This is a genomic window from Bacillus silvicola, from assembly GCF_050524305.1.
GTDB lineage: Bacteria > Bacillota > Bacilli > Bacillales > Bacillaceae_G > Bacillus_A > Bacillus_A cereus_AT.
The window spans coordinates 1,879,147-1,896,347 of sequence record NZ_JBNGVC010000012.1 but is presented as its reverse complement, the minus strand read 5'-3'; the positions used below and the strand labels follow the sequence as shown (position 1 = coordinate 1,896,347).

The following is a 17,201-nucleotide window of genomic DNA, read 5'->3' as shown; positions in this document are numbered from 1 at the left end:
TAGGAGGTTTACAAGTGAATCTAAAAGACATATCAACCAAAGATCTAAGTGATGAACTGGAGAAACGTGAAGGTATTTCAACCATTTCTGTTGAGCCTTACGAAAAAAATTGAAGTCGGTGGATTTGTCGTTAGTGGTCCTGCGATTATTTTGATTAATAAGGATTAGGGGTGAAAGTATGAAGAGAGCTGTATTAAAAACTGTTAATGGTGATGTTCATGTTATGAAGGGCCCATCTTTATTAGCTTTATATAGACAACTTGGCAATAAATTATTCACTACAGATATCGTTATAGATATCAAAGATGATAACGGGGAAATTATGGCGATGTTAAATGCAAAGTATGTTGTTTCGGTTGTATTTGATAACAACTAAACAGTTGGAATTTTACATGTAACAGCCGATAAAATCCAGTCTGATACGAAACCATACATTTCACTGGAAATGCGCTCATGCTTGCTATAGAGCGAAGGGGTGGATATGCGAGTGTGGAAGGGATTAATTTACCCTCCCATCGATGCGCTTGACCATCTAATAAGGAAATACAGAAATGAAATTTGAGGAGGTGATTCTCATGAAAAAACACGAGAAAATGCTTATTCAAAAACTAAAGAACGATGCTCTTGCGGTTGCTAATGAGATTAACGACATGTCTTATGATACGGCCCGTAAAAAGAAAGCTGAGTTTCTAAGAAAGCAACTCCAAGATGTGAAGGTTATATGCGGCGCTATAAACAAATCAACCGGAAAGATATGTACGAAACCTCCTGTAGAAGGCTCGGCTAGATGCGCTGGACATGGAGGACTGTGTACTGGACCTGTTACGGTAGAGGGTAAGGAGAGGGCGTTAGCTAACTTATCTCCACAGGCCAATATGATATACGGTTTATATGCGCGCTTTGTTATGACTGACGAAGAGAGGGTGTTTTATGGTTCTATGATGGAAAGCTATGAAGCTAACTATGAACTAGACCTGGCAAACCTTATGTTATTAGACCGAGCATTGCGTAACTTCATACTCAATCAACGTAAGGAGATAGCTGAAGCTGGTGAACAAGTAGACGAAAGCAACAGCTACAATGACTATGACACGAAGTTTTTACGATACATGCAGGCACTTGGATTTGATCGTAAGTTTAATGTAAGTAAAGAGCACAAAGATAATGATAAAGGAATCAACCTTAACATGTTATTCGATATGGGTGATGAGTCATAAAACAAATGCATAAAAACATGTATAAATGATGGGAAACGTTAGTAAATAGGCTTTCGAGGAGATTTCAAGAATGTTGTTATATCAACGATGTATACTTATACACTACCTACTTTTTGTGTATGTATTAAGAACGTTGATATATCAGTGCTTGAGGGAGATTGATAGTTTACATAACGAGAGTTATCGGAAGTCATTTTAGTTACTGTATACAAATCCTATACATCGTGGTGTTCTTACCTCTCGAAGCCCCGTCATTACTACATTTATCGCTAATATTATGAGGGTAGGGGGGCTTTTCCGCTCGCATGGTGACATTTTTCGAAACTATAAATTTACTAAAAAAAATTTTTCCTTTAGAAAATTCGGAAGCTTCTACATGTTAGAGAAGGCTAGGATTCACGATATACTTTGGTTGCTCTTTTGGAGAATATTTTCTAATGGATGCAATTTGATCTACAAAGTGATCCTGTCCATTCTTCCTAAATGTTTTACGCTTGGTAGTTGAAGAATATTTTTTAGTCCCTAAAAGTGTCTTATGTTTGCGGCCCTTTGTAACTTTGATTGTATTCGTATCGATGAATACAATTTCGATTGCTTCCATTTGTAGAATTGAACCATTTTTCATAATAATCTCTGTTCCGTTGTATAAAGGGTTAAGCATGGCATTAGAAAATCCAGCTTTTTTATCTAGTTTATTCTGGAATCTTTTTTGGTTTGCTTCTTTTATAGCCTGATACCTATCGGATTCTTTTCTTATCCAGTTTTTCAGTGAAGATAGCATGTTTTTAACTCCTTAAATGGATGTGTTGATTTAACAGTACATGATGAAGAATTAAAAGGTCAATAAAATTTGCTGTGAATTTTTAGAAATGAGGTGGTTCAGATGAATGACCTCACAGCCAAACAATTAAAACATATGCGGAATGTAATGAAAGACCCTATAGGATTTACTGAAACAACTGGAACTGTAAAAGGTAAGCCGTTTCGTTTTGCTCATAGAGGACATTTACATGATGTGTATCGGGATAAGCACCCTCGTATTGTTATCGTTGCGGGTCGCCAAGTAGAGAAATCGGAGACAGTTGACCGCGTGATGAAATACTCAGGATATCAGCGAGCCTATACAACAATCACTTACACAGCCCCACGGCAAGAACAAACGACACGTTTTGTGAATGACCGATTTAGGGCTTCTATTAAAGCGAGCAATCAAGGAATACTTGAGGGAATGGTGGACCCAAAAGGAGATGCCAAAACTCGTATACGATTGCTTAACTCTACAGTTTACTATTTTGGTAGTGCATGGGCTGATGGTGATGCATTACGTGGTATCCCAGGAGATATGGTATTTTTTGATGAGGTCCAGGATATTACGCAGACGGCCATCGAATCAATTGAAAAATCCGTTTCTCACTCGGAAATGAAGGACCCTAAGACAGAATTAAATGGGAAGTGCTTCTATACTGGCACACCTAAACAAAAAGGTTCTTATTATGACAGAACACTTTGGGGACAGTCGGACCAAAAGAAATGGAACGTCGTCTGCTGCAACTGTGGACATAATCAATTCATGACGATGAAAAATATCATGGTTCAAGATGAGGGAGAAGAAACAGAGCGTAGGTATTTCGGTTGTTTGAAATGTAAAGAAGAGTTAGACCGAGAAAATGGCCATTGGGTTGCAACTAAACCAGCTAACAAAATGTATAGCGGCTATTTGTTTAATCAGCTCAACATGACCTGGATTAGCGCTAATCAAATTTGGCGTGACTTCCTTACGATGGATTCTATGACATTCCACAATGAGGTACTTGGTGAGTTTTATTCTGGTGAGGAACAACCAATTACACTCGAGGATGTACTTGCTTGTACGGATAAAACGCTAACTTTGAAGAAGCAATCTGAATTCCAAACAGTAATGGGTATTGACTATGGTAGTGGAGAGAAATCCAAAACAATCATAACGATTGGTCACAGTTATAACGGGAAAATTTATATTGTTTATTTAGAAAGTTGGCTTCCGGATAAAAACGATAAGCGTAATCACCATGATCAACTTATTGAACATTTGTGTAAGCTACAAGGGCGCTTCAATGTTGAAAAAATCGTGGGTGACATTGGTTATGGTAGCTATGAGTCTCAGAAACTATATGGTATCTATGGGCGAAATGCTATCAGCTGTCGCTACGTAACGTATGCTAACGACCCACGAAAACGCGAATACAAAGGATTTAATGATTCTACATTACAAGTGGATCGTACTTTTTCAATGGATAAGCTTATTGACATGTTTCATAAACAACAAATAGTTATTCCTTACAAAGAACCGGATAAAGTCGAGTTCTTTTTTGATCATTATACAGCCATTGAAAAGATATTCACTGAGTCCACTACTTCAACGGGGACGAAACGCTACGACCACAGAACACCAGACGATGCCTTCCACAGCTTGAATTATGTTCGCGAAGCAATATATGAGCTTTCGAACCGTTTTGAGTGGGCTGTAGTAGAAAGAGAGGATACATTAGATCATCTCTTTGGAGACAATGACGACTTACCACAATGGTAATTATTTCTGTAGTAAGGGGGTGGGAAAATGGGACTTTTTACAGGTCTACGCGACAAAATGCCTTGGAATTATGCTCAAAAGAAGCAAGAAAAGGAACTTTTAGAGTTAGCACGAGAGATTGGTCTTTATAAAGATGATACGTATGAAAGAGATAATCAAACCGACTTTAATCCTTCTGATTTTGGGCTTGAGGTTTACGACAGAATGTTGACAGATGGGCAAGTTAAAGCTGGATCTGAAATGATTAAACTTTCTAGTACAGCAAAAGGATTTACTGTTACTGGAGATGATGAAGAAACTCGTAAGTATGCTGAGTTTATACTTGAAAACTTTGAATCTATACAAGGTAATATGGAAGATTATATCAGGGAAATACTCTCAGCTATTGATTATGGATATAGTTGTACTGAAAAGGTATTTGCGTATCAAAACGGTCAGATTAGACTAAAAAAGTTAAAAACATTAGACCCTTACAAGGTTAGTATGAAAACAAATGGCTTCGGGGATATCGAATACATTAAGCAATCCATTGGTACAAAAGAAATTAAAATACCAGCAAACAAGGTATGTTGGTATGCTTACGATAAAAAGTTTGGCAACTTGTATGGAAACTCCATGTTGAGAACAGCTTATAAACATTGGCTCATCAAGGACAAGTTATATCGCTTTGCAAACATAGCTTACGAGCGTTATGGTACACCTCTGTTGGTTGGTAATGTACAAGATGCAAAAGACGTAGGGAAAATGGAAAAAATACTGAGAAGTATTAATGGAATGACTGGTCTAGCTATCTCTGGAGGCGACTCTATCAAGGCTGTACAGATGAGCAATGCCGATTTTATCGGTTATATCGAGCATCATGATCGTAAAATTATGGAGTCTATGTTAATTCCACCAATGTTATTGGGGCTTTCTCGTGGACAATCTGGCAGCTATGCTTTATCGGGTAACCAATTTGATATCTTTATGATTCGTCTGGAGTCACTTCAGAGGGATGTAAAGTCATTAATTGAAGAAGAGATTATAAGACCGTTGATAGATTTGAATTTTCCTAACGTAAAACGATATCCTTCTTTTCAATTCAGACCATTGGCTGATAAGGATACCGAGAAAATGGCTCGTGTGTTCCAAATGATGATTGACAAAGAAGTAGTTGCACCATCTGAGGACTGGATTCGTGAAGAACTTGGGATGCCAGCAATAAGTGAAGAAGCGAAAAGAGAGATTCAAGAAAATAAAACTTTACAAAGTGCGTTACATAAAGCAAAAGAGGATAAGAAAAAAGAAGATCCAGGAGCAAAAGATACAGAGGGAAAGTAAAAGCTTCTGAGATGTTTCCAAGGAAGCATGTAACATATGGCGAGAGACGAAAAAGGCTTAACACAAAGTTAATTCTCAAAGATATGGAAGAAATTGAATCAGCCTTCCTTACTGAATCTCAGAAGCTAAACAAAAAACGTCACGAGCAACTTATGGAGCGGACTAAAAAGTTGATTCCAGAGCTTCAAAAGGCTCATCAACAAGGTGATTTCAATGAGGTTGAAGGTCTTTTAGCAACTCTACAGATGCCATCTCATAAGGAATACAAAAAGTTAATGACTAAATTAATAAAATCATCTGTGGAAGCTGGAGTTTTACGAGCACATTCTGAATTGGAGAAAATACAGAAGTTATATTCCTTTTCAGAAGATATTTTCGAACAAATAACAGGCCATTACGCTTATGAGGTTGTATTTCCTCCAGAAGCTCAAGTGTTTTTGGAAAATTATTCACTTGAAATCACAGCTATTACTGAAGCTACAGTGCTCAATGCTATCCGAGAAGTATTCATGCAAGGGTTAACTTCCGGAACAGCACTAAAAGAGCTTATTCAGCTCATTAGGGAATGTTCTGAGAGATGGCTAAGCCAACATCACGCTGAAACAATAGCCAGGACGGAAAACGGTAAGATGTACAACGCAGGAAGACTTGCGCGTTATATGTCACCGGAAAATAAAGGGTTCGTAGTTGCCTTACAATATGATTCTATTGTGGATGGTCGAACAACTAAAATCTGTAGACACCTTGACGGAATGATTATTTCAATCGGGAACGCTTCAGTAATTGCCGAGTATACGCCACCTAATCATTTTAAGTGTCGTGCTACTTGGCTACCTGTATCAAAATTTGAGGAGTGGGAAGATAACTTTGATATCTCTATGAAGCCAGAAAAAGGTTTCGATTTTACAGCCCCATTACCGAGGTTACTAAATGGTATAAATCGGGAACCACTTGTTAGGCCAAGACCAGAATAAAGCTCACCTCAATATGAGAGTGGGTTATTTGTGTTGCCTGATAATACGCTCCAATTGTGATTATCTCCACTGCGTCGATGAGGTCATTATACCTGGGGCGTATTTAATTAGATGGTTCCAGTACCTCTTTGCTCCTCAAAAATACATTAGGAGGTGAGAAAGATGAGTAAAGTTAAAAATTTGTTTTATGAAGGGAAACTTACAAAGTCATTTTCAGAAGGTGGCGAAGGAGAAGATCTCATCAAAGAAGCTGAATTGTTCTCTACTGGTATTCATCGAGGAACTGCGTACACTGTGGAAGACTTAAATACACTAGCTAATAACTTTGATGTTACCGAAGAAATCCCAATTCAACTTGATCACTCTAATAGTGTCCGTGACACTGTTGGATATCTTGAAGAAGTAAGTGTGGAAGGCGATAAATTATTAGGTAAAGTTCGTATTATTGACGAATCCACAAAAGAACGTATCGAAAAAGGATTAATGAAAAAACTTTCTATCTCATTTTACATTCAGTACAACGAAGAGGATGACACGATTAGGCCTCATAAATTAAGAGAGGTCTCTTTAGTTGCGTTTCCTCAAGTAAAGTCAGCTCGTTTATTCAGTGAAAATGGTTATATTTCGGAAATTGATGAGACTAAGGAGGCTGAAACAATGCCAGGACAAAACAATCAGCAACCGCAAAATTTCAAACAGTTGCAAGAACAATATAAACAGTTAGAAGAACAAATGAAACAATTACAAGCTCAAAATCAATCATTCTCAGAAGGGAAAATGGATTCAAAAATAGAGAAATTCCAAGAAGAGAGCAAAATTGTACCAGCTCAAGCTGTTTCATTAAAAAATTTATTATCTTCATTTTCTGAAGAACAAACTCAAATGTTTGATGAGTTTATGAAAAATGCTACACAAATCGACTTCCAAGAACAAGGGGCAGTTGCTGGAGAAGGAGATCAAGATAAACGAACTCAAGAGCAAAAAGAATTTGATAAATTCTATGAAGAACACGAAGCTAAATTCGGCAAAGATTTATAAAACTATAAAAAGGGAGGTCCGAAACTATGAGAAATAGAGTTGAATTAAATATTCCTGAAGATGGTATTTTCACTTTCAAAGTAAAAGCTGGTCAAACTGTTAAGGTTGGCGAGTTAGTTGAGATTACAGGGGATTTTGAGGTGCAACGTGCCAGCGCTGATTCGAAGAAAGTTTTTGGAGTAGTATACTCTGGAACTGTTGCAATTGATGGTGTCAATGTAGGATACCAAGGTGACAAAGGAGATTCCGTTTCAATTGCTTTCAAGGGGTTACTTTACGTAATAGCAGGTGGAACTATTGTAGCAGGTGACAAAGTTAAAGCTGGTGCAAATGGTGCAGCAGTAAAGCAAGTAGCTACAGCTACTTATGTTGCGGATGAGGAAAAACAAGTAGTTGGCACAGCACTTACAGGGGCTACTTCCGGAAACAAATTTATTGTAGCGTTAGGCTAATAATTTTATAACCAAGGGGGTCATATAAATGGCTGATATTATGTTAGGACAACATCCACTTTTAAAGAAAGAATTTATTGATAAACGTGTTAGGGGACTTATTGGACATCAATTTGTAGCTGATCAATTGTTTACAGCTTCCACAGTGGATGCTTTAGCAATTAAATATTTACAGGATGCCGATAAGGACTCAAAAGATCGTCAAGCTTATGACGGAGTACCAGAAGTAGGGGAAGGCTCTACTTTCCAACGTATTGGATTGAACGAAGAGGAAAAGACAGCAATGATTAAAAAATATGGTCTTGAAGCTGTATTAACTTACGAAATGCAAAAATGGGGTTCTGATGGTGTTTTTGAACGTGCTATTCGCAAATTAGCTCTTAATGTCAAGAAAATGGTTGATACAATGGGTTACGATGTAGCAACTAACAAGTATACTATCGGAAATGGTATTCAAGGTTCGACTTCAGGGGGCTGGGCAGCAAACGAAACCAATGTGATTAACGAGCTTGTTGATGCAAAAACAGCAATTGCTGACTTTGGTTATTCGGCTGACACAGCTGTTGTTCATCCAAAAGTTGGAGCTACATTATTGAAAAATAAAGGTATTCGTGATGCATTACGTGTAAACAACACTGACGTAGCTTTATTGCGTGGATATATTGGCGACTTTATGGGTCTTTCCATTATTCAAGATGACAACTTCAAGGATGGAGATGTTGTAGTCCTTCAGAAGAAAATCATCGGTGATATTGCTGACGCTGAAGGGTTACGAACTGGTACGTATAACGAGGAGAAAAATATGAGAACTGTTGCACGAGCTACTCGTTTTACTCAAGCGTACGTAACAGATCCTAAAGCAATCTTCTTACTTAAAACTGTTAAATAAGAATAGAACAGCAATACCAGGGGAGGTTCATACATATTGTGTGAGTCTCCCTTAATTTTTGATATGGAGGCAATACGATGAAAGTCAAAACGTTAGTTGAGCATGTACTTGAGTATCAGCGACCAGTAGGTGAAACCTTGGAAGTTGATGAGGCAGTAGGTAATCACTTAATCGAGCATGGTTATGCCGAAGAAGTAAAAGAAACTCGTAGCAATGCAAAGAAAAGTACAGATCCAAAGAAAGAAGATAAATAAGGGAGGTTGACAGAATGGCATACACAACGCCTACAAACATTAGAACGACTGTAAGGGATTTATCTCCAAATATCACTGACTCAGAAATACAGGTCTTTTGTGAGAAAGCTACTATTTACCTTGATGCTAGACTAGGAAGTTTGTATGCTGTTCCATTCAACCCAGTACCACCAATGATTAAGGAACTAGCTACCGATTTAGCTGGTTACTACTTGGGAAAATGGTTGTATTCTTCTCAGAAACCAAACTTAGACGAGAAGGTTGCTAACAAGTTTGTTGAAATTAAGAATACAATTACTGAAATTATTGCTGGTGACATGGACATTGGAGTACCGCTTTTAAACGGAAAACACTCTGGCTTTGCTACTACAAACAACAGAGATCCTATATTTAACTTGGATACGGAGTGGTAGGTTATGCCAGGAGTAGACTACAGGGTAACTGTAAGACCTAACGGAACTGATTTGCGCCTCAGAAATATAGGCAATCGTTTAAAAGATTTGAGGACGCCAATGACTCGCTCGGCTACCTATATGGAGCGCTCTGTTGGGAATCGTTTTAGAGCAGCACCTTGGGTTCCACTAAGCGAGAACACTATCAAATGGCATCCAAACCGAGCAGGTGGAAAACCACTGAATGATACAGGACAGTTAAAAATGAGCGTAACAGGTGGAGCTATCAAACGCATTGATAAACTGGAAATGTATTTTGGAACAGCTTTACCAAAAGCGAAACTTCATAACTTTGGAGGCCGCACAAAGTTTGGCTATGTGCCAGCTCGTAAATTTTTATACTTTGATACGCAAGATGAATCCATGATTAAGCGTATCTTTCAGGATTATATAGAGGAGTTGGTAGACTAATGGGTCTATACCTAACTATCAAAAATGCATTATATGACCAATTAGTTGCTGGTCTTACTACTCAGTCAATCAAAGCAGACGTACACAAAGTACACTATCAAAATATAGCATTCTTTCCAGCTCTTGCTTTTGAGCTACAGAAACGCAGAAAAGTCAAAAAGGGACTTGGAGTTTCAGAGGTGGAGTTTACTATATTGGTTTGGGTGTATTCAAACATACTTGATGCTGAGGATGCTGAGGAAGAGTGTATCGAGCTCTTGAACGTTGTAGAGAAAATCATCGAGAGTGATAAAACTCTTGGTGGTACTGTTGCGTATCTTTCCATAGACGATGAGGCCGAATTTGGACAAGTTGAAACTGGGGAGGCTAATTTTCTACAAGGTGCAAGACTTCCAGTTTTGATCCGCTCAAAACCAATACCAAAGGAGGTATAACATGAAGCTCAAAAATCCTTTCAATTTTGACCTCAAAATAATTCAACCTTTTGATCAACTAGTCAAAGCTGGGGAAACCATTGAGGTAGACAAGAAAGAAAAACAACTTATAAAAGACCTTAAAGCCGTCGGATTTGAGGAAGTAAAGGAGGTTGGTGAATAATGGCACACGGATTTGACCACACAGTTGTAGTTGGTAAGGAAACTACAGCAGGTACAAAAGTAACTGCTTTCTCATGGCTTACGATTCTTGAAAGTTTTGAGCCAGAAGAGAATTTTAATGTTGATCAACGTAAAGGTCTCGGACAGCGGTCTCCAATGAAATTACGTACAAAAGCTAAAGAGTTCGATGCAAGCTTTGGAGGCGTACTACAAAACGCTCGGCCAATCTTGATGGCTCTTGGTAAAGAAGTAAAAACAGGAGATGCTACAGCGGGTTATACACATACACTTACTCCAGTAGGCAAAGGAGAAGTTCTTCCAAGCTTCACTTTCCAACATAATATTGCAAGTGGCTCGCTATTGCGCAACTATCTTGGTGGCAAAGTTGATACGTTAACTCTTACAGCAACAGCTGAGGAAGCGGTTGAGATCGAAGGGGATATGCTTTTCTTAAACGTTGATACGACTGGCACAGCGTCAGCAGTTACAGCTGAGTTGAATAACTATTACATGTTCTATGAGGGCACTGTGAAAGTGAACAACGCCACTGTATCGAATATCTCTGAGTTCGAACTTGAGATTAGTAACAATTTAGAACGTCGCTTTTATGTCAACGGTAAAGACACAGCTGGGAAGGTTCAAGAAGGCTCACTTGATCTTGCTCTCTCAATGACAATGGATTACTTAGATAAAACACACTGGGATTTATTCCAAAGAGGTGCGGATATTGCGGTTGAGTTGAAACTTCAAGATGTTGGCGAGCCAAAGAACTCAATTACGATTACGCTTACTGGTGGTAAGTATGATACGAACGCTATTGGTGCTGGCGCTGAGGACGTAACAGAACAAGAACTTGAAGCAGTATTCACTGATATCTCAGTAGTTGCTAAAGACGTAATTAACAACTTATTCGCTTAATAAACTGAGGGTCTTAGTCCCCTTTCAAAATAAAACGATAGGAAAGTAGGAAACTATAATGACAAACTCTAAACCTTGGCTACGTAAGAAAGAAGAAGAACTTGTAACATTACATGGAGTGAAAATTCACTATAAAAAGTTGAGTTATGGTGAGTCTCGTAAAATCGCTGAACAAGCTACTACTTTTGACAAAATGGGACGTCCAATTAAAAACGATGTATCACTTGCAATGACACTTCAAGTAGTCCACTCAATTACTGATTGGGAGCTAACTAACGATGTTGGGGAGAAGTTACCAATTATGTTAGATACGTTTGATAACGAATTAGATCCAGACTTTGTAGGGGAAATTATTCAAGCTGTACACACGAAAATTGATAACGGGGTAACAGAAAAAGAAAAAAAGCAATAGAGCAGGCAACAAAAAGAATGTTAGAAGGCAAGTCTGTTGCCAATCCTCCTCGTTCTCTTTTGTATTACGAAATAGGAAAGATCTTCAAAAAGTTACCCGACGAGATTGATCGACAAGAGAACAAGATTATGCAGGAACTTCTCATTGTTCACAATACCATCAGTGAGTTTGAAGCTAAAGAGTCACGAAAAGCGAAACGTCAACAGGCTAAGCAAAAACTAGGAGGAGGTGCTAGGTAATGGCTTCAATAATAGACATCATCGTTAAAGCGAACGACAATGCTAGCCGAGTGCTCGATAATGTTGCTGACAAAGCTAATTCAACAGGAACAAAAATAGCTGCTATTGGTGCTGTAGCTAGTGCCTCCATGCCAGCTTTACTTGCAGGGCTTGGCGGTGCGGTTGCACTTATGGGTACAGCTGGGGTAGCTGTGGCAGGTTTTGGAGCTTTGGCTATGACGAGTATCACTGGAGTAATAGAAACCACCGGAGAGCTTGAGAAGGCTCAAGAGAAGATTGACAATGCTAGTAATGCTAAGGAGCGTAGTAAAGCGCTACAAGAGCAACAAGTAATCTTAAACGGTTTAACAGCCGAGGAGCGCAAAGCAGTTACAGCAACTATGGACTTTAAAGCTAACTGGAAAGATATGCAAGATGAGATGAGCCCTACAACATTTACTATGATGGCTAACGGTATGGACTTGACTAACAATGTCATGACCAAAATGTTTCCAGCTATGAAGGGAGTAGGCAACTCGTTTGCAGGTATGCTAGGTCAGATGAACCAAGCAATTGAAGGCGGTAAAGCAGACGCTTTCTTTGAGCATATGAACACCTTTGCAGTCCTGATGTTCGAAATGGCTATGAAATCAGTAGGAAACATACTAAAAGGACTGAGCAATATTATGATAGCTTTCACACCTTTGGGTATGGATATGAGGAATGGATTAGTTGATTTGACAGCTAAGTTTGCATCCTGGTCAGCAGGTCTACAGAGTTCAACCGCATTCCAGTCATTTGTAAGCTTTGTACAAACGAGCACGCCTATCATAATGAACATCATAGGTCAACTATGGGGTATACTCGTTAAGCTAGTTACCGCATTAGCACCGCTAGGATTGGCTGTATTAACACTGGCTAGTAATTTCCTAACGTGGGCTAACAACTCAGGATTCGTACAAGCAGCATTAGATTTAGTCTCGGCAGCAGGTACTTGGCTATCTCAGAATATGCAAACTGTACAGCAAGTCCTGGTAGCGGTAGTTGCTGGGTTTGTAGCTTTCAAGGCGGCACTCGCTATAGGTAGTGTTATTACTACAGTAGTAACAGCTATTAATGGATTCAGACAAGCGATGGTGCTTGCTCAGGCAACAACTACAGCAATGAGATTGGCAACAACACTTCTGAATGCAACTTTATTAGCTAACCCCCTCATGTGGATAGCTGGTTTGATCGCTCTCGTAGTAGCGGCTGGTGTGTTGCTTTATATGAACTGGGACACTGTGAAGGCTAAAGCTATTGAACTGTGGAACAAGATGAAAGAAATGTGGGAAGGCATCAAGCAAGCTTGGAACGAGGGAGTTGAAGCTACTAAGCAATACTTCGCTAACTTATGGTCAGATGCTACAGCTAAAGCGAATGAGATAAAAACCAATGTGTCTAACAAGTTCAATGAGTTGTGGAATACAGCTAAGACGATCTGGAACACTGGAATCGCTCAAATGAAAGCATTGTTCCTCAATTTAGCTATGGAGGTAGTACAAAAAGCACTACAGCTCAAGAGTGATGTAACTAATACGTTCAACGAACTATGGAACTCAGCCAAGCAAGTATGGAACACTGGAGTTCAACAAATAAAACAGTTCTTTACGAACTTGTATAACGACGCAAAAACAATCGCTGGCAATATCAAACAAGGTATTGTCGACAAGTTTAATGAGCTTTGGAATCAAGCCAAGAATCTATGGAATACAGGGATTAACGCTTTGAAGTCTATTATTAGTAACTCTGTGAGTGCGTTCACTTCAGCGGTGTGCTCAATTGTAACTGGAATTGTGGACGGTTTCCGAAACGGTTTCACTACAGCAGTCAATACGGTACAAACGGGAGTTAAAAACTGTTGGAGTGCTATTAAGAACTTTACAGGTGATTTCCTAAGCGCTGGTAAGGGACTACTAAGTGCATTCGTTGACGGTATGAAGTCTGGTATTGGAAACGCTGTAAGTGCCGTATCTGATGGGATGGCTAAAGTACGTAGTTACTTACCGTTCTCACCAGCTAAGAAAGGACCCTTAAGTGATCTTGATAAGTCTGGTAAGTCATTCTTTCCAACTTGGTATGAGTCAGCTTTAACACAAGTGAAACCAATGACGAGAGCTATCGGTGGAGCTATGAATGCAGTAAGTGACCAAATGGAAAATGGCTTTGCAGGTGAGTCGCTGAGAGCATTCACTGGAGGCAAACCAACCGTAACAGTTAACCACGTTGTAACAGTGGACGGAGCAGTTGACTTGGACGGTCGAGGACTACAAAGTATCGAGCAGAAGTTGAACCAACAAGTTAACGATAAGGTTGCAGGTTACGACAATACACCAGAGTATCTGAAAGATTTACGACAAGCAATGAGAAAACGATAAGGAGGTCATAACATGGCTATAGAACAAAGAGCGTTCCCCTTAGAATGGATGGAACAATATAGACTAAGTGACAACTGGTGGAATGGAAGCTACTCTCCTATTCGTGCTGGTAGTAATGAAGGCTATATTTCCTTTCTAGGTACACCAGCTGGAGTCCGTGAGGCAATTGTGACCTCCAAAACTCCAGCGAAAGTGTACTTGCGATTGTATTTTTACTATGGAGGAGACTTTTTAGTTGGTAAGCACCAGCTTTCGAGTCGTCCTACTCAGTCAACTAAACCATATCATTTGGCGCTGACTGGTTGGGAGTTCACTCCAGATGTAAACCAATATCAAGATTATAACTTTACAGGTATTATTCGAGATGACCTCGTTAGTGGTAAATATCAAGGTGTTACTATATGGAATAACAAAGGCACACCAGCGAGTGAATGCTGGGGAGTTATTGACAATCCATATAGAGCTTATTGGGTTGTGGAGGGAGATTGGAACGTTCCACCAGAAAGACCACGTTTGGACTATCCGACATTTGGCATCTCAGTAAACCAAGAGCTTACCGTGAGATGGACACCACCAGTCAACGAAACGAATCCAAACAGTTTAAGTTATGATGTTGCTATCTCAGATGATAACGGGACGACTTGGAAGAACTACCCTAAAGCTACTACGAATGGTATTACAAGCTACAAGATTAATACCTACAATATGAGTCAGACAAGAAAAGCAATCGTAGCTATTCGAGCGTTTGACGGAGAGTTTTACTCAGAGTGGAATTATTCAGACTGGTTTATTATCTTCCACGATGTAGCACCAAAAGCGCCAACTGGAACGACTCCAGTAGTTGGCTCTACGATTGATCGAACAGCAATTAACACGTTTAGCTGGAAGGCTGACCCTAAAGCAATTCAAATGGGTTATCAGTTCCGTTGGCGTACCGTTTATTCTGGTGGTAACCGAGGAAGCTGGAACTACGTACCGAACTCAACGAGTTTTGTCAACTCTACGAGTCAGCATTACAATATGCCATCCAGCACATTGCCGCTTGGAATGTTCGAGTGGTCTGTTAAGACAACGGACGATTTTAACTTGCAAAGCTCCTGGACGACAGAGCAGTTGGCTATCTCAGCTAATCCTAGTAATGCTCCTAACATGGTGTATCCAACTTACGCAGTTGTTCATCCACAGGCTACTATGGTAGTCGAATGGACTTCTGTGGAGCAATTACAGTTTGAACTATTCTTAAAGAACCCTGGAGGAGTCACTCTTTGGAGTACTACTGGCACTACTGAGCGTAGTGTAAGGCTTAACTACACGTTAATAACGAACGAGGCTTACTACATTCAACTACGAGTCAACTCAAGCGGTGTCTGGTCTAGTTTTGTGAGGACGGACTTCTCCGTCAACTTTGCAACTCCAGCTATTCCAATTATTCAACGAGTTGAGGAAGCTGGCTCTGGTGTTACTAACGTAGTATACAACCAAGGTGAGCTTGGCATTAACTTACCACCTATCACGGAGGACGGAGTTACTTTTGCAAATGATTGGGAGCGTCGAGGCAATGTATCGCTTTCTCGTATTGTCCCGGTGGATGCAACAAGCTACAAAGTGAATGTGAGCGACCTAACAGCTGGTAATAACTTTGCTGGAGTATCTATCTATCTTGATGCTACTCAGATTCCAATCGTTGCAGGTGCTACTTATGAGGTAGTTGGTTTTTCTGATAACAATGGATTACGAGGCATTGTCTGGTTTTATGATGCTAACGGAAATGACATAGGAAGCACGGCAGATCCAGCTGGTCAAGTTGCTGGCAGTGGTGCAAAGTCAGAAGTTTATGCAAGTCGAGTAGCTCCAGCTAATGTAGCAAAAGTCAGAGTAGTATTTGACAATGTGTATGGAACTCCTATGAGTGGAGGGGCTAACGTAACTGTGAGTGGTATTCAGTTGAGAATTACATCTCCAGTAGCTACTAACTTAATAGATTGCTATCGTCGAGAGTATACACTTACTGGGAATGCTGAGTGGGAACTAATCGCAGGAAACCCAGTGGTTAGCTCAATTGACACTGGCAACTTAGTGCCACGCTTTACAGACTCAAGTTGGGTTAGACATGCTCAGACAACTATAATGACCCCTTACAAAATGAGGATTCAAGCACCTGCAGCAACATTCCTTGAGAGCTATGTCTACATTCCAGTTAAAGCTGGTCAACAATACACTCTCATTGGTTTAAGCTCTGGTTGGTATATCCGACCTCAGACGAACACAGGAGCGAGTACTGGAGCAGAGATGGTTGGCGGTGTTCAGTATAAAGTATTTACTACTCCAACTGGTACTGAGAGGCTAATGTTTGTAGCTTCAAACAACTCGACAAATGACACCTACTTTATTCAGCCAATGTTGTTGAAAGGTAACTTCCCACAGAGTGCGCCTTTCCAGCCAAGGCCACTAGACGGTATTCGAGGAGGATTCCTTGACTATACGCCAGCGAGTCAAACGCTTTATGAGTACAAACTCGTAGCATGGAATTTGGTAAATAACACCAAGTCAGAAAGTCCACCTCGCCAGTTTATGCACACATTCAATGAAACTATTGTTCAAGATGTAGACAGTATAACTGACTTGCATTTTCTGACTATGGTAACTGATCGAGATAGCTCTACTGAGGTCGACTCAGCGCTACAACGATTTGTTGGACGTAAAGACCCAGTAAGAGAGTACGGTGAGAATGAAACGACAGAGTTGAGTATCGAGTGGGAGGTTGACACTTGGTTCGAGGCTAAGCAGGTGAGCGACTTGTTGAACAAGCGAGAAGTTTACTTGTACCGAGACGGATCGGGTCGTAAGATGTTCGTCTCAACGGATAAAGTCAATATGAAAGATAAGCAAATTAGTGGTTTCGTAATGAGTTGCGAGTTTACCAAGACTCACTATGATACTGATAATATAACAACATAGGAGGAGAGAGAATGCAACCATTAGCACAGAAAGGTTATTCTGATGAGCAGGTTTATGATGTATTACACGCTAAAACCAAGGCTCGTAACATTCGGTTTAGATATGA

The 17,201-nt window shown here is 39.8% G+C and carries 19 protein-coding genes and 1 pseudogene; 19 read left to right on the top strand and 1 reads right to left on the bottom strand.

Features of this window, described 5'->3' with window-relative positions; translation table 11 throughout:
- Positions 1 to 14 precede the first annotated feature (14 nt).
- The 3 genes and pseudogenes from ACP6L7_RS22010 (at position 15) to ACP6L7_RS22000 (ending at position 1,217) form a co-directional block, all read left to right on the top strand.
- Positions 15 to 168, top strand: a pseudogene (locus tag ACP6L7_RS22010) (BC1881 family protein).
- Positions 169 to 178: 10 nt separating this feature from the next.
- Positions 179 to 376 (top strand): hypothetical protein, encoded by a 198-nt coding sequence (locus ACP6L7_RS22005; protein WP_430529411.1) that lies wholly within the window; start codon positions 179 to 181, stop codon positions 374 to 376.
- Between the two features lie 199 nt (positions 377 to 575).
- The gene (locus ACP6L7_RS22000; RefSeq protein WP_430529410.1) at positions 576 to 1,217 is read left to right on the top strand and encodes an HGGxSTG domain-containing protein; all 642 of its coding nucleotides are present in this window, start codon (positions 576 to 578) and stop codon (positions 1,215 to 1,217) included.
- 379 nt (positions 1,218 to 1,596) lie between these two features.
- Here ACP6L7_RS22000 and ACP6L7_RS21995 read toward each other — a convergent pair whose 3' ends face one another.
- On the bottom strand, positions 1,597 to 1,998 hold the full coding sequence (locus ACP6L7_RS21995; protein ID WP_430529409.1) for a hypothetical protein: 402 nt from the start codon (positions 1,996 to 1,998) through the stop codon (positions 1,597 to 1,599).
- 102 nt (positions 1,999 to 2,100) lie between these two features.
- Here ACP6L7_RS21995 and ACP6L7_RS21990 point away from each other — a divergent pair, with 102 nt between their 5' ends.
- From ACP6L7_RS21990 to ACP6L7_RS21915, 16 genes are all read left to right on the top strand, one after another.
- The gene (locus tag ACP6L7_RS21990; RefSeq protein WP_430529408.1) at positions 2,101 to 3,786 is read left to right on the top strand and encodes a phage terminase large subunit family protein; all 1,686 of its coding nucleotides are present in this window, start codon (positions 2,101 to 2,103) and stop codon (positions 3,784 to 3,786) included.
- A 27-nt stretch (positions 3,787 to 3,813) separates the two neighbouring features.
- On the top strand, positions 3,814 to 5,106 hold the full coding sequence (locus tag ACP6L7_RS21985; RefSeq protein ID WP_430529407.1) for a phage portal protein family protein: 1,293 nt from the start codon (positions 3,814 to 3,816) through the stop codon (positions 5,104 to 5,106).
- Between the two features lie 11 nt (positions 5,107 to 5,117).
- Entirely contained in the window at positions 5,118 to 6,080 is a 963-nt protein-coding gene (locus ACP6L7_RS21980; RefSeq protein ID WP_430529406.1) for a phage head morphogenesis protein, read from the top strand.
- Positions 6,081 to 6,242: 162 nt separating this feature from the next.
- Positions 6,243 to 7,118, top strand: a complete 876-nt coding sequence (locus ACP6L7_RS21975) for an HK97 family phage prohead protease (protein ID WP_430529405.1) — start codon at positions 6,243 to 6,245, stop codon at positions 7,116 to 7,118.
- Positions 7,119 to 7,144: 26 nt separating this feature from the next.
- Entirely contained in the window at positions 7,145 to 7,570 is a 426-nt protein-coding gene (locus ACP6L7_RS21970) for a hypothetical protein (RefSeq protein WP_430529404.1), read from the top strand.
- A 28-nt stretch (positions 7,571 to 7,598) separates the two neighbouring features.
- Positions 7,599 to 8,459, top strand: coding sequence for a phage major capsid protein (locus ACP6L7_RS21965; protein ID WP_430529403.1), 861 nt, complete (start codon positions 7,599 to 7,601; stop codon positions 8,457 to 8,459).
- A gap of 77 nt (positions 8,460 to 8,536) precedes the next feature.
- Positions 8,537 to 8,713, top strand: a complete 177-nt coding sequence (locus ACP6L7_RS21960) for a hypothetical protein (RefSeq protein ID WP_430529402.1) — start codon at positions 8,537 to 8,539, stop codon at positions 8,711 to 8,713.
- Positions 8,714 to 8,727: 14 nt separating this feature from the next.
- Entirely contained in the window at positions 8,728 to 9,126 is a 399-nt protein-coding gene (locus ACP6L7_RS21955; RefSeq protein WP_430529401.1) for a phage protein Gp36 family protein, read from the top strand.
- A 3-nt stretch (positions 9,127 to 9,129) separates the two neighbouring features.
- On the top strand, positions 9,130 to 9,576 hold the full coding sequence (locus tag ACP6L7_RS21950) for a phage virion morphogenesis family protein (protein WP_430529400.1): 447 nt from the start codon (positions 9,130 to 9,132) through the stop codon (positions 9,574 to 9,576).
- Complete coding sequence (locus ACP6L7_RS21945) at positions 9,576 to 10,010, top strand: hypothetical protein (RefSeq protein WP_430529399.1); 435 nt, start codon at positions 9,576 to 9,578, stop codon at positions 10,008 to 10,010. The genes ACP6L7_RS21950 and ACP6L7_RS21945 overlap by 1 nt, the downstream gene beginning before the upstream one ends.
- A 1-nt stretch (position 10,011) precedes the next feature.
- Entirely contained in the window at positions 10,012 to 10,173 is a 162-nt protein-coding gene (locus ACP6L7_RS21940) for a hypothetical protein (RefSeq protein WP_430529398.1), read from the top strand.
- A complete protein-coding gene (locus ACP6L7_RS21935; protein WP_430529397.1) occupies positions 10,173 to 11,090 on the top strand; it encodes a phage tail tube protein in 918 nt (305 codons plus the stop codon). The genes ACP6L7_RS21940 and ACP6L7_RS21935 overlap by 1 nt, the downstream gene beginning before the upstream one ends.
- A gap of 58 nt (positions 11,091 to 11,148) precedes the next feature.
- Complete coding sequence (locus ACP6L7_RS21930) at positions 11,149 to 11,502, top strand: hypothetical protein (protein WP_430529396.1); 354 nt, start codon at positions 11,149 to 11,151, stop codon at positions 11,500 to 11,502.
- A 17-nt stretch (positions 11,503 to 11,519) separates the two neighbouring features.
- A complete protein-coding gene (locus ACP6L7_RS21925) occupies positions 11,520 to 11,741 on the top strand; it encodes a hypothetical protein (protein WP_430529395.1) in 222 nt (73 codons plus the stop codon).
- Positions 11,741 to 14,137, top strand: a complete 2,397-nt coding sequence (locus ACP6L7_RS21920) for a phage tail protein (protein ID WP_430529394.1) — start codon at positions 11,741 to 11,743, stop codon at positions 14,135 to 14,137. The genes ACP6L7_RS21925 and ACP6L7_RS21920 overlap by 1 nt, the downstream gene beginning before the upstream one ends.
- A 12-nt stretch (positions 14,138 to 14,149) precedes the next feature.
- Positions 14,150 to 17,095, top strand: a complete 2,946-nt coding sequence (locus ACP6L7_RS21915; RefSeq protein WP_430529393.1) for a phage tail protein — start codon at positions 14,150 to 14,152, stop codon at positions 17,093 to 17,095.
- Positions 17,096 to 17,201 lie beyond the last annotated feature (106 nt).

What these genes read in the sequence shown, in the direction of transcription:
- ACP6L7_RS21970 (WP_430529404.1), top strand. Translation starts at nt 7,145, where the DNA reads ATGAGAAATAGAGTTGAATTAAATATTCCTGAAGATGGTATTTTCACT.
- ACP6L7_RS22005 (WP_430529411.1), top strand. Translation starts at nt 179, where the DNA reads ATGAAGAGAGCTGTATTAAAAACTGTTAATGGTGATGTTCATGTTATG.
- ACP6L7_RS21955 (WP_430529401.1), top strand. Translation starts at nt 8,728, where the DNA reads ATGGCATACACAACGCCTACAAACATTAGAACGACTGTAAGGGATTTA.
- ACP6L7_RS21915 (WP_430529393.1), top strand. Translation starts at nt 14,150, where the DNA reads ATGGCTATAGAACAAAGAGCGTTCCCCTTAGAATGGATGGAACAATAT.
- ACP6L7_RS21975 (WP_430529405.1), top strand. Translation starts at nt 6,243, where the DNA reads ATGAGTAAAGTTAAAAATTTGTTTTATGAAGGGAAACTTACAAAGTCA.
- ACP6L7_RS21980 (WP_430529406.1), top strand. Translation starts at nt 5,118, where the DNA reads ATGTTTCCAAGGAAGCATGTAACATATGGCGAGAGACGAAAAAGGCTT.
- ACP6L7_RS22000 (WP_430529410.1), top strand. Translation starts at nt 576, where the DNA reads ATGAAAAAACACGAGAAAATGCTTATTCAAAAACTAAAGAACGATGCT.
- ACP6L7_RS21935 (WP_430529397.1), top strand. Translation starts at nt 10,173, where the DNA reads ATGGCACACGGATTTGACCACACAGTTGTAGTTGGTAAGGAAACTACA.
- ACP6L7_RS21925 (WP_430529395.1), top strand. Translation starts at nt 11,520, where the DNA reads ATGTTAGAAGGCAAGTCTGTTGCCAATCCTCCTCGTTCTCTTTTGTAT.
- ACP6L7_RS21920 (WP_430529394.1), top strand. Translation starts at nt 11,741, where the DNA reads ATGGCTTCAATAATAGACATCATCGTTAAAGCGAACGACAATGCTAGC.
- ACP6L7_RS21985 (WP_430529407.1), top strand. Translation starts at nt 3,814, where the DNA reads ATGGGACTTTTTACAGGTCTACGCGACAAAATGCCTTGGAATTATGCT.
- ACP6L7_RS21940 (WP_430529398.1), top strand. Translation starts at nt 10,012, where the DNA reads ATGAAGCTCAAAAATCCTTTCAATTTTGACCTCAAAATAATTCAACCT.
- ACP6L7_RS21960 (WP_430529402.1), top strand. Translation starts at nt 8,537, where the DNA reads ATGAAAGTCAAAACGTTAGTTGAGCATGTACTTGAGTATCAGCGACCA.
- ACP6L7_RS21945 (WP_430529399.1), top strand. Translation starts at nt 9,576, where the DNA reads ATGGGTCTATACCTAACTATCAAAAATGCATTATATGACCAATTAGTT.
- ACP6L7_RS21950 (WP_430529400.1), top strand. Translation starts at nt 9,130, where the DNA reads ATGCCAGGAGTAGACTACAGGGTAACTGTAAGACCTAACGGAACTGAT.
- ACP6L7_RS21995 (WP_430529409.1), bottom strand. Translation starts at nt 1,998, where the DNA reads ATGCTATCTTCACTGAAAAACTGGATAAGAAAAGAATCCGATAGGTAT.
- ACP6L7_RS21930 (WP_430529396.1), top strand. Translation starts at nt 11,149, where the DNA reads ATGACAAACTCTAAACCTTGGCTACGTAAGAAAGAAGAAGAACTTGTA.
- ACP6L7_RS21965 (WP_430529403.1), top strand. Translation starts at nt 7,599, where the DNA reads ATGGCTGATATTATGTTAGGACAACATCCACTTTTAAAGAAAGAATTT.
- ACP6L7_RS21990 (WP_430529408.1), top strand. Translation starts at nt 2,101, where the DNA reads ATGAATGACCTCACAGCCAAACAATTAAAACATATGCGGAATGTAATG.